The 14,737-nt window shown below is 37.1% G+C and carries 16 protein-coding genes and 1 pseudogene; 6 read left to right on the forward strand and 11 right to left on the reverse strand.

Going from position 1 to position 14,737, the window contains the following annotated elements; genetic code table 11:
- Positions 1-7: 7 nt before the first annotated feature.
- Positions 8-991 carry an SEC-C domain-containing protein gene (locus MHI34_RS21680; protein ID WP_058844684.1) on the forward strand — a complete coding sequence of 328 codons (984 nt, stop codon included), beginning with the start codon at positions 8-10 and terminating at the stop codon, positions 989-991.
- A gap of 74 nt (positions 992-1,065) precedes the next feature.
- Here MHI34_RS21680 and MHI34_RS21685 read toward each other — a convergent pair whose 3' ends face one another.
- On the reverse strand, positions 1,066-1,257 hold the full coding sequence (locus MHI34_RS21685; RefSeq protein WP_036127782.1) for a zinc-finger domain-containing protein: 192 nt from the start codon (positions 1,255-1,257) through the stop codon (positions 1,066-1,068).
- A gap of 160 nt (positions 1,258-1,417) precedes the next feature.
- Here MHI34_RS21685 and MHI34_RS21690 point away from each other — a divergent pair, with 160 nt between their 5' ends.
- From MHI34_RS21690 to MHI34_RS21705, 4 genes are all read left to right on the forward strand, one after another.
- Positions 1,418-1,810 (forward strand): ribonuclease HI family protein, encoded by a 393-nt coding sequence (locus MHI34_RS21690; protein WP_058844683.1) that lies wholly within the window; start codon positions 1,418-1,420, stop codon positions 1,808-1,810.
- Between the two features lie 242 nt (positions 1,811-2,052).
- Positions 2,053-2,850 (forward strand): amino acid ABC transporter substrate-binding protein, encoded by a 798-nt coding sequence (locus MHI34_RS21695; RefSeq protein ID WP_342503961.1) that lies wholly within the window; start codon positions 2,053-2,055, stop codon positions 2,848-2,850.
- 67 nt (positions 2,851-2,917) lie between these two features.
- Positions 2,918-3,574: an amino acid ABC transporter permease gene (locus MHI34_RS21700; protein WP_036127793.1), complete on the forward strand. Its 657-nt coding sequence runs from the start codon at positions 2,918-2,920 to the stop codon at positions 3,572-3,574.
- An 11-nt stretch (positions 3,575-3,585) separates the two neighbouring features.
- Positions 3,586-4,329: an amino acid ABC transporter ATP-binding protein gene (locus MHI34_RS21705; protein WP_036127795.1), complete on the forward strand. Its 744-nt coding sequence runs from the start codon at positions 3,586-3,588 to the stop codon at positions 4,327-4,329.
- A 184-nt stretch (positions 4,330-4,513) separates the two neighbouring features.
- Here the strand turns inward: MHI34_RS21705 and MHI34_RS21710 are convergent, their stop codons facing one another.
- From MHI34_RS21710 to MHI34_RS21740, 7 genes and pseudogenes are all read right to left on the reverse strand, one after another.
- A complete protein-coding gene (locus MHI34_RS21710; protein ID WP_342503962.1) occupies positions 4,514-5,767 on the reverse strand; it encodes an S-layer homology domain-containing protein in 1,254 nt (417 codons plus the stop codon).
- Positions 5,768-6,539: 772 nt separating this feature from the next.
- Positions 6,540-7,304: an SDR family oxidoreductase gene (locus MHI34_RS21715; RefSeq protein WP_342503963.1), complete on the reverse strand. Its 765-nt coding sequence runs from the start codon at positions 7,302-7,304 to the stop codon at positions 6,540-6,542.
- A 99-nt stretch (positions 7,305-7,403) separates the two neighbouring features.
- Positions 7,404-7,703: pseudogene (locus tag MHI34_RS21720) on the reverse strand (IS5/IS1182 family transposase); the annotation flags it as partial.
- Between the two features lie 195 nt (positions 7,704-7,898).
- A complete protein-coding gene (locus MHI34_RS21725) occupies positions 7,899-9,959 on the reverse strand; it encodes a HAMP domain-containing sensor histidine kinase (RefSeq protein ID WP_342503964.1) in 2,061 nt (686 codons plus the stop codon).
- The gene (locus tag MHI34_RS21730) at positions 9,937-10,632 is read right to left on the reverse strand and encodes a response regulator transcription factor (RefSeq protein ID WP_342503965.1); all 696 of its coding nucleotides are present in this window, start codon (positions 10,630-10,632) and stop codon (positions 9,937-9,939) included. Before MHI34_RS21730 ends, MHI34_RS21725 begins: the two co-directional genes overlap by 23 nt.
- A gap of 530 nt (positions 10,633-11,162) precedes the next feature.
- The gene (locus MHI34_RS21735) at positions 11,163-12,359 is read right to left on the reverse strand and encodes an MFS transporter (protein WP_089932579.1); all 1,197 of its coding nucleotides are present in this window, start codon (positions 12,357-12,359) and stop codon (positions 11,163-11,165) included.
- Positions 12,359-12,757 carry a MarR family transcriptional regulator gene (locus tag MHI34_RS21740; RefSeq protein WP_036118202.1) on the reverse strand — a complete coding sequence of 133 codons (399 nt, stop codon included), beginning with the start codon at positions 12,755-12,757 and terminating at the stop codon, positions 12,359-12,361. The genes MHI34_RS21735 and MHI34_RS21740 overlap by 1 nt, the downstream gene beginning before the upstream one ends.
- A gap of 168 nt (positions 12,758-12,925) precedes the next feature.
- On the opposite strand from MHI34_RS21740, the gene MHI34_RS21745 reads away from it, so the two are divergent.
- Positions 12,926-13,480 carry a DJ-1/PfpI family protein gene (locus MHI34_RS21745; RefSeq protein ID WP_036118205.1) on the forward strand — a complete coding sequence of 185 codons (555 nt, stop codon included), beginning with the start codon at positions 12,926-12,928 and terminating at the stop codon, positions 13,478-13,480.
- 34 nt (positions 13,481-13,514) lie between these two features.
- Here the strand turns inward: MHI34_RS21745 and MHI34_RS21750 are convergent, their stop codons facing one another.
- From MHI34_RS21750 to MHI34_RS21760, 3 genes are all read right to left on the reverse strand, one after another.
- On the reverse strand, positions 13,515-13,841 hold the full coding sequence (locus tag MHI34_RS21750; protein ID WP_036118210.1) for a DUF3889 domain-containing protein: 327 nt from the start codon (positions 13,839-13,841) through the stop codon (positions 13,515-13,517).
- Positions 13,842-13,924: 83 nt separating this feature from the next.
- Complete coding sequence (locus MHI34_RS21755) at positions 13,925-14,056, reverse strand: hypothetical protein (protein WP_255358822.1); 132 nt, start codon at positions 14,054-14,056, stop codon at positions 13,925-13,927.
- 14 nt (positions 14,057-14,070) lie between these two features.
- Entirely contained in the window at positions 14,071-14,295 is a 225-nt protein-coding gene (locus MHI34_RS21760) for a hypothetical protein (protein WP_342503966.1), read from the reverse strand.
- Between the last annotated feature and the right edge of the window lie 442 nt (positions 14,296-14,737).

Here is a 14,737-nt window from a genome sequence, read left to right on the forward strand (position 1 = left end):
TCTAATTATGGTAAAACGTAATGATCCATGCCCATGCGGTAGCGGCAAAAAATATAAAAAATGTTGTGAAGGCAAACAGCAAGTAACAGTGGAAACAGTACAAATCGAAGAATTAGAGCGTGTGCTACAAACTTTTTACTTAGAATATCCCGAACGTAAAGATGTTCGTGCATATATTGAGCATGTCGGCACATGGCAGCCTAAATTAGAGAGTGTGCTACAGCGTGAGCTCATTGAAGCAATCGCTTTAGACGACTTTTTCTTCCATCAAGAACCATCTATTTGGAAAAGTTATTTAAAGAAAACGAAGAAAAAGGCAGTAAGACCATCTACTGTCAAGGTACTTGAAGACTGGTCTCAGCCGGCTTTATTTATTGGTACGGTGTCTGTTGTTGAGGAAAAATATTTCAAGGCTAATCATTTACTTACGAATGAAGAGCTTTCTATTCGTCGTGAAAATAATAAACCGATTCCTGAAGGTATGCATGTATTTGCCTTTATCTTACCAGATGGAACGAAGAAATCGACACATTATTTAGCTGTGTCTACCCTAATTTTCTTCCCTGAGGATCATGCAAAAGTATTTGAAGAATTTAAGAAAAACTATGAGGCATCCGAGAAGAAGGTAAGCTCATTCTTAAAAGAAGAGCATCTAACATTCTGGGAACTATTAGTATCGAATGGCTATAAAGGTGAGGAGTTTTCAAACTTCGAAAGCAATGTCCTGACACAAGTAAAAGATTTCTTAGAGCAAAATGAGCGTGAATCAGCTCCGATGCTTGAGCTTTTAGAGGACTATTTAATCGAAGGACAACCGACTGCTCGCAAAGAAGCGGCTATTGCAGCTGGTGCGATTCGTTATGGTCAGGAAAAAGAGCTATTCGAGTCCCTATCCATGACCGTAAAGGAAATTGCTGCAACTTTTGATATTTCTGCTTCGTCTCTGACAAAATATTATCAAGACCTAAGCAGTTATGCTGAAACAAAATAAAAGTAATAATGAAAGAAGCTACATTGACCAGCGGATTGCTAATCAATGTAGCTTTTTCTCATGAGGTTCGTATTTTATTTACTATACACTTTCAAAAGCTCTTCTCCCAAAAACTGTAACTTTTCTCCAACTGAACACGCCTCAATACAGAAACGGTGAGCTCCTGGTTTACCACGTTCTTTACGTAATTGCTTAATCACCAAGCAATCCGCACAATACGTATCATGCAGTTCGTCAATATCCCTCATAACCGTCACTTTATCCATGTTGAGCCCCCGCTCCTTTCACGTCCAAAATTCACTTCTTATTATTATGAAGCGTTCAATTTGAACAAGCAACTATTTTGTTTGTTCCATTTTTTACAGACTATGATTCTGATCCTTGTTGTACAATTATAGAGAAGTCACATTGCAAAGTAGGGATGGTATGTTAGAAGTTTATATAGACGCTGCCAGTGCAGGAAATCCTGGTCCAAGTGGGATCGGGCTATTTATTAAAGGTGAAGGCCATCATATCCAAATTAGTGAGTATATTGGCGAAACAAATAATCATATCGCTGAATTCACTGCACTAGTTCGCGGTCTTGAAGAAGCACAAAAGCTAGGCTCAACACTAGTATCCGTACGCTCGGATTCTAAAATCGTTGTCGCTTCTATGGAAAAAGAATATGTTAAAAACGAGGAATTTAAACCTTATCTTGAAAAAGCTTTAGCACTAGCCACTAGCTTTGATTTATTCTTTATTAAATGGGTGCCCGACTCACAAAATAAAGCTGCCGATGCTTTGGCTCGAAAAGCAATTCAAAGTAAAAATACTTAATCCTATTTCATGGGACTGTCCGTCATGTACAGTCTCGTTTTCTTTTCCCCTTTTCTTCCGTTGTTTACTATTCCCCCTATTCAAACTTTTTATGAAAATAAGCTTCATTCAAAAAATGCTAGGAAATGCAGCTAACTTTCTGATTAATCCAAAACGATATTGACATTGTTAGATCACGATGATATCCTTTAACACATTAGTAGTTTAGCAAACGAAAGCGATAGATTATAGGGGGAAACAAAATGAAACGAGTATTGACTTTATTCATGATGCTGACAGCTGTGATCGTTTTAGCAGCGTGTGGTACATCGAAAGAAAATGCAGCAAAGAAAGATGAAAAAGCTGCTGATGTAGAAAAAATGATTATTGGCATTGACGATAAATTTGCGCCAATGGGCTTCCGTGATGACAAGAACAACATCGTTGGGTTCGATATCGATTTAGCCCGTGCGGCAGCTGAGCATATGGGCGTCGAAGCAGAATTTCAACCAATCGATTGGAAAACAAAAGAGGCAGAATTACTAAGTGGGCGAATTGATTTAATTTGGAACGGTTATACCATTACAGATGAGCGTAAAGAAAAAGTACTATTTACAAAGCCTTATCTTGAAAACGCTCAAGTTGTCATGACAAAAGCAGATTCAAAGATTTTGAAACTAAGTGATTTAGCTGGACAAGAAGTAGGTATTCAATCTCTTTCTTCTGCGGCAGATGCACTAAACGGGCATCCAATTCATAAAGAAGTGAAAAAAATTACAGAGTTTGCGGATAATGTTTTAACTTTATCCGACTTAAAAACAGGTCGTGTTGATGCCGTTGTTATCGATGCGGTTGTTGCAGAATATTATATGACACAGGAGCCTGATACATTTAAATTATTAGAGGAATCACTTGCACCAGAACAGTATGGAATTGGCGTGAAACCAGGCAATGAAGCCCTATTGGACAAATTACAAGCCGCATTAGACAAAATGAACGAAGATGGTACAGCTGCTGAAATTTCTACCAAATGGTTCGGTGAAGATAAAGTATTAAAGTAATGACAGGACACATCATTTGTAAGAGTTTCCTTTGTGAAACTCTTACTCTTTTTGGAGGGACATCTTTATGGCGGATTACTGGCAAACTATGATATGGCCGATGCTAGAAGGTGCGAAAACGACAGTGTTACTGTTTTTCATCGCTATTCTGGTTTCGATTCCATTAGGCTTTTTACTAACACTCGCAGTAAAAAGTCGCATTCAACCAATCTCTTGGCTTGCACATACGTATATTTATATCATGCGTGGTACACCACTATTACTACAATTATTATTAATTTGCTTTGGTTTACCTATGCTGCCAGTAATCGGTGAATACTTAGTACTTGATCGTTTTGTGGCCGCTTGCCTTGGCTTTATTTTAAATTATGCTGCCTACTTTGCAGAAATATTCCGTGGCGGTCTTCTTGCCATTGATAAAGGACAATATGAGGCAGCTCAGGTACTTGGCTTATCCAAGTGGCAAACGACGACGCGTGTAATTTTGCCACAAATGTTCCGCGTCGCATTACCCGCATTATCAAATGAATCCGTTACACTTATTAAGGATACAGCCCTACTCTATGCAGTAGCTGTGCCTGAATTACTCCATTTTGCGCAAACAGCCGTAAATCGTGACTTCACGATTACGCCGTTCTTTATCGCGGGTGCTATTTATTTAGTTATGACGCTTGTCTTGACGATGTTCTTTAAATGGCTTGAAAAACGTTTTACATTTGAATAGAGGTGACACATATGGCATTGATGCAAGTAACAAACTTAAAGAAATCTTTTGATCAGGTGGAAGTGCTGAAACAAATTACATTTACAGTGGAGAAAAACGATGTCATTGCTGTCATCGGTCCGTCTGGCTCTGGGAAAAGTACCATGCTTCGCAGCTTAATACATTTAGAAGAAATTGAAGGTGGCAGTATAGTGATTGATGGCGATTTTCTTGTTCAAAACGGTCAGTATGCTAAGCCACAGCACATCAAAGCGATAACAGCTAAAATGGGGATGGTCTTTCAACACTTCAATCTGTTTCCCCACTTAACAGTCCAGCAAAACCTCGAAATGGCGCCGAGCTTATTAAAAACAGAATCAGCGGAGGCTATTACGAGCCGCTGTCAGGATTTACTGCAGAAAATTGGACTTGCCGACAAAGCAAAGGCCTATCCTGCCAATCTATCTGGGGGTCAAAAGCAGCGTGTAGCCATTGCCCGTGCCTTGATGATGAATCCTCAAATTTTATTATTTGACGAACCAACCTCTGCCCTAGACCCTGAACTGACAGGAGAAGTCTTAAAGGTCATGAAAAGCTTAGCTGAAGACCACATGACGATGATTGTCGTCACACATGAAATGGGCTTTGCGCGTGAGGTAGCGAACAAGGTCGTCTTTATGGATGATGGTCAGATCATTGAATCTAATCATCCAGACAACTTTTTTACAAACCCACAAAACGACCGCACCAAGGCATTTTTACAGAAGAATCTTTAGTAGAGCGTGTTTATGTCGCTCTACTTTTTATTTTTCTTCCTTGTGTATGCTTCGAAATAAATTGTTTATAAACTCGTTAAGTTTTTTAAAATCCCTATATTTCCCTACTGACATGTAAAGACCTATAAAAAGATACGATCACAATCGTACCTTTTTTTATTAGTTTCAATCGAATTATCAACTCCTATTTCAGTTCATAATAGAACATGCTATCATCATCTGTTCTGCTACCAAACATTTCACCAGGTTTAGGCAATACTCCGTTAGATGCCCAATAGCGATATGTTTCACCCTTTAAAAATTCATTTTTAGATGTACTTTTTGGGGATGATAAATTAAACAGCGCAATTTTACTTTTATCTACCAATAGGTTCGAAGCAAAGTGCAGATTAGATCCATTGCTAACACTTTGAACACTTACGTCCCTACTTGGCTTGAATGTGTATTCATAGTAGATTGCATAAATCCCTTTATTCAGTAGAATTTTATCTTCACCTTTTTCATTAAAAAACATATCTTTAAAAATACCTTTTGGTTTAGTGCCTGTCGTATCCACAAAAATGGCATGTTCAATTGTAGCGACACCTGTGTTATTTAAATACGTATGAGGTTTACCAAGAATATCTTCATATCCACCATATTTTGATTTCTTGAAGTTAGAAATAGTTAAAATGTTTGTTCCTGTTTCAGAAACCTCACGAAGTTCTTTTAACCCTGTGAAGTCGGATGGTGCTTTCTTCATAGCATCCATGAAGCGGATAAGGATGGTTGCTACCTCTGCACGTGTTGTATTGCCATTTGGCTTGAATGTGAAATCTTCATAGCCTGATAGCAAGCCAGTACCAAGTGCTACCCCGATATACGGAAGATCCTTCTTATTAACCCCTCCACCATAAAATTCTGGAATCGGAATAATTGTAAGGCTTGAATTTGCCATTTCTTCAATCGCTTTACCATAATCAGCGTTCGCATGTGCTAAACCATTTGCTAACCAACGAGACATTTCACCGCGAGTCATTGCTTTGTTTGGTTCAAATTTGTTATTTGAGAAATCACTAGCTTTAATGAATCCAACTGCTAGTCCTTCTTGAATAGCGTCATTTGCCCAATGTGAAGCTCCAACATCTGAAAATTTAGATGGTGTACGGTCGTTTCCGTCGTATACGCGTGATAGGAATGTTGCAAACTCTGCTCGTGTTACCTGTGCAGATGGTTTGTATGTACCGTCACTGTAGCCTGCCACAAGCCCTTTTTCTGCTACTTGTTTAATTGACTCATATGCCCAATGCGATTTAGGGACATCTTTAAATGTCGTTTTCGTTGCCGCTTCTGCAACAGTATAAGTAGCAGATATAGCATACACGGGAGTCGCCACAGCTAGAGCTAAAGTCGCAAGTAATAATTTGTTTGAGTTCTTTCTAAAAGTACCACGTTTCATATTTATTCCCTCCAAATGAATTAGATTCTTGTATACTCTAATTTTACTATTTTTAGAGGATCTATCAAACTCCCGAAGGTCATTAGTTAGTCCCCTCATTCCTGAAAAAGATTTTAATAAAATGAAAGAACCCGCTTCAAAACACCATCAAGTAGCCATAACAAAATAGTTACGACAAATAGTGATTTTTGAAGCGGGTTCTTCCCATTATTTAAATTACTACTATGCTTTCATAATTTTTAAAATTAAACAATCTTGATTAGAAAAAATATAATAAGTTCGGTGGTATTAAAGATAAGTAACGTAATCAAAGGGGATATTGAAAGCTTTGAAATTAAGCTATTGAAAAAGAATTGTTATATTGACAATGTTCTTATATATCAATGAGGGCTCCTCTTTCATATAACTAATAAGCATTTTTGAATATACTTCTTAAATAGCTGAACTCTTTTACTCGTTGTTTCTATCCAGAGTTATTAAATTTACAATATTAAAAAAAACGTTTATCCATGTATATTAATAAATACGAATCGCTTCAAAGGCGATTTGCCAAGTGATGAAAGTAAACCCTCTCACATGCTGGCGAGGCAGGGGCGGTTTACTTTTTTGTGCAAAAGTAAATAACAATGCAAGTACAGAAACAATACGTGTTGAGAAATTTATCGCAAAAAGGAATGAGACCTGCCCAATACAGAGTTCATTCCTCAGTAACTGCTTAAAATATGTGTCTAACTTTTTGGAGTCACTTCATTTGAAGTTCCTTATAAATTTGTTATAGATGAGATCCTCCACTTGCATCAAGCAGCTGACCTGTTACCCAACGGCTGTCTGAGGAAGCAAGAAAGGCGGCAATATCTGCCACATCCTCGGGTTCACCCCATCTGTTGAAAATTGAAAGACCAGCAGCATATTTTTGTCCTTCCAGGTTTTCCAAAGTATCAGCATTCATTTCTGTATTAATAATTCCAGGCTGGATGGCGTTTACCGTAATATTACGGCTCCCTAGCTGTTTGGCTAGAAGTCGCGTAAATGTGTCGATAGCACCTTTGGATATACTGTACGTAAAGACACTTGGCGAGGCTGCACGAGTCACAAAAGATGAAATATTAATAATACGTCCTCCATCTTTTAAACGTGGCAAAGCTTGCTGAGTAACAAAAAGTGGTGCTTTAACATTAATCTTCATTACCTCATCAAATGATTCTTCCGTCGTCTCTTCTAAACTGATAATTTGACCAATTCCAGCATTGTTGACAAGAATATCGAATCCGCCACCGCCCATATATTCCCGAATAGTATCATCCAAAGTAGTAAATAAATTTTGAATACCATCTAAGGTACTAAGGTCAGCACCAATCACGCAAGCATTTCCTCCACTTTGTTTGATCTGGTGAACAACTGCTTCTGCCTCATTACGTCTTTTCCCGTAATGGACGACGACAAAGGCTCCCTCTTGTGCCAGACGCAGTGCAATACTGCGGCCAATTCCTCGACTTGATCCTGTAACTAAAGTGATTTTCCCTGTTAACTTACTCATGCTTCCATCTCCTTGTTCAAACATAGTTATATTACATAGAGAATTATATCAAGGAACATCATTTGAAATGTTGCTCTCTTATTCGGTTTCAAGGAGGTGTTTCGTTCGTTCACCCTTCACGTAATAGCCACTTTCAGGATCTGTCGTGCTTTCCTTTATTTCTTTCCATTTTTCCTTTTCAAACTTCTCTGGGGGAAAGGGCTTTTTTCCGTGTTCTTCACGATCCATATTTAACTCTAATTGAAGCTTCTCTTCATAAGCACGTGTTTCTTTTCGCACGACCTTTTTATCATACTTCCGTTTATTCGCACTCGCTTTCACATGCGTAGAATCCCTAAATAGATGGTCTACTTGGAGGAGTCCCTGATGCATAATCTCTTTTAATATACGATAGAAAATGGACTGAGCGGATGTTTTCTGTACGAAAGCGAAGCGACAGTAACGAAGCGAGGGAAGCAGCTCGACCCCGCTCGCGGAAAGCATCCGCCCGTAGTGGAAATCAACGGCTTTACTTTATTTCATTGTAAAAGAAAAAAGACTGTAAGCAAACTCAAAATTCGTTGAGTTTGTCTACAGTCATAAAGGAATAGGACATTATTCATTTGGAAATTTCGGTAGATAAATCATGACCTTAAATAAATCGCCATCTACTTGAACTAAGAACTTGCCGTTCTGGATGTGAATAAGGCTTTCAGCAATCGATAACCCTAATCCGCTACCTTGACTTGATCTCGATTCATCTCCTCGTTTAAAACGTTCCATTAGCTCATCGACTGAGATATTTAATTCGTATGCTGAAATATTTTTAAATGTCACAAGTATTTCATTCCCTAAATCTTCAACACTAATATATACCCTTGATGTAGGCTGTGCGTATTTAAAAATATTCGAGAATAAGTTTTCGATGGAACGCCATAGAAGTTTACCATCAGCCTTCACATACACCTTTTCTGTTGGATGGGCTAACTTAAAATCTAATGACGAGGCTTCAATTTTTTCATCCATTTCTCCGATTCCTTGTGTTAGTAATGATACGATATCAATCCGCTCTAACTGGACAGGTATACTACCACTTGATGCTTTAGCCGCTTCAAATAAATCATCCGTTAAGTGCTGGAGTCTTTTCGACTTTTGATCTAACACGTCTACATATTCAGCAATCATTTCAGGATCGTTTTCTAATTTTAATAAATCGACATACGTAATAATTGATGTTAAAGGCGTTCTGATATCATGCGAAACATTCGTAATAAGCTCTGTTTTTAAACGCTCACTCTTGATTTCACTATCCACTGCCTTTTTTAACCCATCTGTAATACGATTAATATTTTCTGCAAGTTGACTAAACTCACCTTTTCCATCGACTTCAATTCGATGATGAAGATCCCCATTCTTAATTTGCTCTACGCCCTCTTTAATGCGATTAAATGACTTCACCTTTCGCATCGCCAACCAGGCAGCTACACCTATCGTAATGGGAAATATAAAAAATGTTGCCGCTACAACTAATGGATAGCCAATGACTAGTAGCACAATTTTCACGCCTGTACTACCACTGTCAAAAACATGTTTCACCCAAATAAATAGCTTTTTGAAAACTTGATAGAGCAGTGTATGCTGAAATAACGATCTATTTTTAATATGCTTTACGAGCGATAAAATCAATAGTAAGGCAATGATAAAAATAGGCACGGTGAAGAACATGTACATATCATGGAACACTTCAACAATCATGGTGATCCACATCGCTGTTAAGCAACCAACTAGCACAATATTGAAATCATTATAGAGTTTATCTATGACATGGAAATGAATTTCTTTATCTTTAAATGACCTTCTTCCAATAACTATGATTAAATAAACAAAAGATAAAATAAACCCTGCTAAAAATACCATGAATTCATTCAGAAAACTTTGGGCATTCTCTTTATCTTTTTCCCATTCCGCCATTTTTTGTTGTAAGAAAGAATCTTTAAACGCCACATACATAACATCTGTCTGTGGGTTCAACGTGTCAACTTCGTGTGTAATGTAACCCAAGTATTGACTTTCTTTCATTTCATTTGGATAAAGCTTTTGTTGGTAATCCTCAAATAGCATATATGCATCAAAGGATTTAAATTGCTCTTTCTTCTTGAGATCACTATTGGAAAATTCATGTTCACCGTCACTCGCATAAAACACAATTCCTTCATAAGCTTCTAACGTACTACGTAACTGATAAAAATTTCTTACCTGTTCATTTATGCTTTCATCTTTTGTTCTAGCAATGTCATTTGCATATTTTTCTTGATAGATATGCTTATTTTCCTCTTCACTCAAATTCGAATTATATCTGTAAGAATTACGAAAATCATAATATAATTCCTCTTCGATTCTTCTATTATCCTCTTCTGTTAGTGTTTTACCACTTAAAATATATTCTTCACTTTTATATTTCCCGATTAATTGCGCTAAAGGAGCCATAATGCTGTAACTTTCATCAGCGAATGCTCGGCTTTCAAAATAATTATCTTGATTTAAACTACTAAGGTGAATTTCATTAAATTCCATGTTGATCATTACCCTCGCTATACCAATTAAACAAGCGATGGCAATTAGAAACACAACTATTTTCGTTATAAGTGCATGACTAATAATTCTCAACTTTCTCAACCTTATACCCAACTCCCCATACAACTTTTAAATACTTTGGCTCTTTTGGATTAATTTCAATTTTTTCTCGAATCTTTCGAATATGAACCGAAACCGTATTTTCAGGATTAATAGCCCTGACATTCCATACCTTTTCATAAATCTCTTCAATCGTGAACACCCTACCAGCATTGGCTGTCAGAAGCTTTAAGATTTTATATTGCACTGGTGTTAAATGAACCTCTTGTTTATCAACAGTAATGACTTTTTGTTCATCATCAATCACAAGCCCGCCCGTTTGAAATACAGAACTGCTCATCTCGAGGCTCCCAAATGTCGTATACCTTCTTAGCTGTGATTTCACTCTAGCCACAAGTTCTAATGGATTAAACGGCTTAGCCATATAATCATCTGCTCCAATATTTAATCCGAGTATTTTGTCATAATCCTCCGATTTAGCAGAAAGCATTATTAACGGAATCATATTATCTTGCCTAATCTTCATCGTCGCCGTAATCCCATCCATTTTTGGCATCATAATATCCATAATAATAAGATGAATAACGTGATCCCGAATAAGATCGATTGCCTCTATACCATTGTAAGCTTTGAATACATGATAGCCCTCATTTTCTAAATAAATGCTAATCGCCCTAACAATTTCTTTATCATCATCACAAATCAAAATGTTCAACTACATTCACTCCTCCACCGCTTTAGGTTCATGTCATCACCCCTATAGGATTCGTATAAGGATATAATACTAATTAAATCTTAACAAACTCCGACATCAATTCTTAAGATTTTCTTAGTGTTTTTCTCTATGCATTCTTTATGCTAAATACAAAAGCTTGAAATGAAAAATTTAGTTAAGCTGCAGGCTTTAATGTTGGACTAGGATAAAGAAATAAGAATATAAAAATGGAGAGCATGCTTGGGTGGCTCTCCTTTAATCGTCTATTATATAATTTTTATCATGAATCCAATACCAGTACTGCGTTTTAAGAAATCGATTAGAATTTCCGACAATTGTCAACATTATTAAAGATAAGTAAACAAAAAGTAGTTTTCGTTAGATTTAAAAAGGACAAAAGTAATACTCATTTTGAAAAAGAGCTCATTAAAACTTTTTATAAATCGTATCTTTCTTATAAATGAACAAAATTTATTTTGATGAGGCTGGGACAATTATAAAAACAGTTGGGCACAACCCCAACTGTTTGACTATATATGCACTACTTTTTTCGGTTTCATCTTTGCAAGGCGTAATAGATAAATAATAAAGACAACCCCCAGTAAGCCTGCCCCCGATAAATAGACAGAAGCATAGCCTGCCTGTACAGCTACCATTCCTAAAATATACGAACCTAGTGCGATACCCAGGTCAAACATCGTAAAATAGGTTGCTGTTGCATAGCCGCTTCGTTGAATGGCAGTGGATTGAACTGCTAATGCTTGCAAGCTAGTCGTTACAGCTCCATAGCCAAAGCCTATAAAAATAGCAGCACTTAAAAATAACATTGGTCCTTCAACAAATGCTAGCATGACTAGACCGATGGCAAAGGAAATAATGCCAGGAATAATGACAAATTGCGGTCCCTTCGTATCGTAAAGTTTTCCTGTATATGGACGTGTAATGAGCATTGCCGCTGCAAATACTGCATAAAAGAGACTAGCTACAGCCATTAAATCCTTTTGCTGTGCATAGACCGATAAAAAGGATAGCACACTGGCATACGAAAAAGCGACGAGGCTGGCAATTGCTGCAACAGGAAGCGCCTTACGCTCAAATAAATCATTCAATTTAAAAGTTAGTTTTCCTTCATGCACTGGCTTCGGTAAATCATCTGTATTGACCGTTAATGCTAAAATCCCTCCTGCTAGAATACATATACTCATGACTATGAATAAGACATTAAAGGTACTATATTGAATTAATAATAAGCCGATAAATGGTCCAATGACGACAGCTAGATTCGTAGACATCGTAAAGTAGCCTAGCCCTGCCCCTTTTCGTTTAGCAGGAACGATATCAGCCGCTAAAGATCCTGCAGCTGTTGTGATAATACTAAAGAAAATCCCTTGAATAAAGCGAAGACCAAGTAAAAGTCCAAACGGATGAATAAATAAATATAAAACGGTACAGATAAAATAGCCCACTATAGATAGGACTAACAGTTTTTTCTTGCCAAAAACATCTAATAACTTACCTGAAAACGGGCGTACAATAATAGCTGACAATAAAAAGCCTGACAATAATAGGCCCGCTTCCTTATCTGTCTGATGTAGTTCACCAATCGCATAGAGTGGTAAAGTCGTTACAAGTCCATAAAAAACAAAAAATACAGAGATATTCGTTAAAAAGAGGCTAATGAAACGCTTCGTCCATATTTGTGTATTTTCTTCTTGCTGCATGTCCATCAACCTTTCATTTTTTCCAATAACTTCAGAAATTGCTGCTGCTCCTCAACAGTTAAAGAGCCCACCATTTCTTCCTCAAATGCTAATATGGTTACGGTGATCGCTGGTAAGCGCTCCTCCCCTAGAGCGGAAAGAGTCACAATTTTTTCTCGCTTATCCTCTCCATCTAATCGTTGGACCCAGCCCAATGTTTCTAGTCGTGTAATAGCTCTTGTAATACTGGGCGCTTCCACATTTAAATATTTCCAAATTTGTGTTAAGGTCATTGGCCCGTTTTTATGTAAGCAATATAAAATGGCCCATTGGGAGCTATATAAATGATGCTGCTTTAATACTTCATTTAAGCAGTTCGTTAAATACCGACTTTTTTGGAATAAAGCATGAAATATTGGATTCATATTGTTTACCTCCTGCGAATTTATTTACCTAGTTAAATAAATACTATACGCTTCATTTTTTTCTTTGTAAAGCAAGGAATTTGGAAAGGTAGCCCTACTGTAAGCAGGAAATTTTTTGCAAGTGTCGAATAAAACTTAGTAGATTTACAATGTAAAGGAGATGGAAGCATGGGGAAAAAGGTTTTAATACTCGCAGGAGATGCAGTAGAGGCTTTAGAGATTTTTTATCCTTATTATCGTTGTCTTGAAGCAGGGTATGATGTCACAATTGCAGCACCATCCGCTAAGAAATTACAAACCGTATTACACGACTTTGTAGAGGGTGTCGATACATATATCGAGCGTCCTGCTTATGGATTAGAGGCCCACGCTGCTTTTGCTGCTATTGATCCAACACAATTCGATGGGCTCATTATTCCTGGTGGACGTGCACCTGAATACATTCGTTTGAATGAGCATGTCCCAGCACTAGTAAGCCACTTCTTTGAAACGAATAAACCAATTGCAGCCGTTTGTCATGCAGCGCAAATTTTCGCGACCATTCCTGAAGTGCTAAAAGGGCGTGAGCTAACAGCCTATATTGCCTGCAAGCCTGAGGTGCAGGTGGCAGGAGCAACTTACATTGATGCCAACCTTCACACAGATGGTAATTTAATAAGTGGGCATGCATGGCCTGATTTACCAGGCTTAATGCGTGCATTTATTCAAAAGCTAGAGGGTTAAAGAACAAGGATGCCTAAAATAGGGCATCCTTATTTTATGAAGTACTTTCTTGAAATTCAATTTTTTCTACTTCTTGCGTTGTCGTTTGGTAGCTGATTCTGACATGAACACCAAATTCCTTGTCAGGCTGCTTGAGCCAAAGCTTAAATTTCTCAATGGTTGATGCCCCCTGTACTTCCTTGCCCTCATGCAAATAATCCACAATTTTAGCCGTAGGATATTTCGCCTTTACCTCTTTGATGGCCAGCTGTCCCCATTTTGCATAAGCTGGTGTTTCTTGTTGTGCATTGGCAACCACTGGTATTTGTATAAACATAGCTAGAGAAACAAAAAGAAGCCCAAGTAAATAAAATTTTCTCACTTGAATCACTCCCTTTTTGACTGTATAAAGCAGCACAAACAGTAAAAAATAAGAGCTCCAAAAGAATTTGGAGCAGCTTGTGTTTATTGCTTTGGCTGTTGGGGATTATTATGAATGACCTGATTAAATTCTGCTGAATATTCCTCACGATCATTCTTTTTATGTGTATCTTCCTTCTTTTTCTTTTTAAAGCTTGTCTTATTCTTTTTTGCCATGATTTGTACCTCCACTATCTTGTTTTATTCGACTGTTGGTTTTTATCATGATTCGTTTTATTGTTTTTATTTTTAGCCTTTGCATCAAATTCTGCCGCGAACTCTTCATTCAAGTTATCATTTGGGTTGTTATTATTGCTATTACTTCGATCGAGGTCTTTGCTTTTGTAAGTGCCAAAAGGATTATGTGTTCTCATATTCATGGTTTTACTGTTGTTTCGATTATTACGCTTTCCCACGTAGCTTCACCTCCTACTACCTAATTTGTTCAGTTCGAGATGTTTTCATGTAGGTAAGTTTCTTCGCTATTTGTAAAAAAAATGAACATGATCAATTTGATGTTAAATATATATCGAATAATTGGAATATTATGTATAATAAAGGAGAACAAAAGGAGAAGTGAGGTTTAAAACTACAACAGGAATGAGTTATGACGAATGGTATATAATACCAATTAATTCTTCGACACCAATTGATTATCTTAAAAATCCCAATGGTGAGATTTCTCATATTTATGTATTTACATTAAATGATGGTGTTCTTAATGGATTATGTAAAAATCGTTAGTAGAATGGAAGCTGTTAATAGTAGCTTACGGAGGCGTTATCAATACTTTCCTAGCTCAATTTTTAAATGGTGGAATAGGTTAAAACAAAATTGATAAATGCTTATATTAGTAAT

Source organism: Lysinibacillus sp. FSL L8-0126 (genome assembly GCF_038630385.1).
Taxonomy (GTDB): Bacteria; Bacillota; Bacilli; order Bacillales_A; family Planococcaceae; genus Lysinibacillus; species Lysinibacillus fusiformis_D.

Excerpts from the sequence above, each read along its gene's own strand:
- MHI34_RS21680 (WP_058844684.1), top strand. The coding sequence starts at position 8 with ATGGTAAAACGTAATGATCCATGCCCATGCGGTAGCGGCAAAAAATAT.
- MHI34_RS21685 (WP_036127782.1), bottom strand. The coding sequence starts at position 1,257 with ATGGATAAAGTGACGGTTATGAGGGATATTGACGAACTGCATGATACG.
- MHI34_RS21690 (WP_058844683.1), top strand. The coding sequence starts at position 1,418 with ATGTTAGAAGTTTATATAGACGCTGCCAGTGCAGGAAATCCTGGTCCA.
- MHI34_RS21695 (WP_342503961.1), top strand. The coding sequence starts at position 2,053 with ATGAAACGAGTATTGACTTTATTCATGATGCTGACAGCTGTGATCGTT.
- MHI34_RS21700 (WP_036127793.1), top strand. The coding sequence starts at position 2,918 with ATGGCGGATTACTGGCAAACTATGATATGGCCGATGCTAGAAGGTGCG.
- MHI34_RS21705 (WP_036127795.1), top strand. The coding sequence starts at position 3,586 with ATGGCATTGATGCAAGTAACAAACTTAAAGAAATCTTTTGATCAGGTG.
- MHI34_RS21710 (WP_342503962.1), bottom strand. The coding sequence starts at position 5,767 with ATGAAACGTGGTACTTTTAGAAAGAACTCAAACAAATTATTACTTGCG.
- MHI34_RS21715 (WP_342503963.1), bottom strand. The coding sequence starts at position 7,304 with ATGAGTAAGTTAACAGGGAAAATCACTTTAGTTACAGGATCAAGTCGA.
- MHI34_RS21735 (WP_089932579.1), bottom strand. The coding sequence starts at position 12,359 with ATGGACATGCAGCAAGAAGAAAATACACAAATATGGACGAAGCGTTTC.
- MHI34_RS21740 (WP_036118202.1), bottom strand. The coding sequence starts at position 12,757 with ATGAATCCAATATTTCATGCTTTATTCCAAAAAAGTCGGTATTTAACG.
- MHI34_RS21745 (WP_036118205.1), top strand. The coding sequence starts at position 12,926 with ATGGGGAAAAAGGTTTTAATACTCGCAGGAGATGCAGTAGAGGCTTTA.
- MHI34_RS21755 (WP_255358822.1), bottom strand. The coding sequence starts at position 14,056 with ATGGCAAAAAAGAATAAGACAAGCTTTAAAAAGAAAAAGAAGGAAGAT.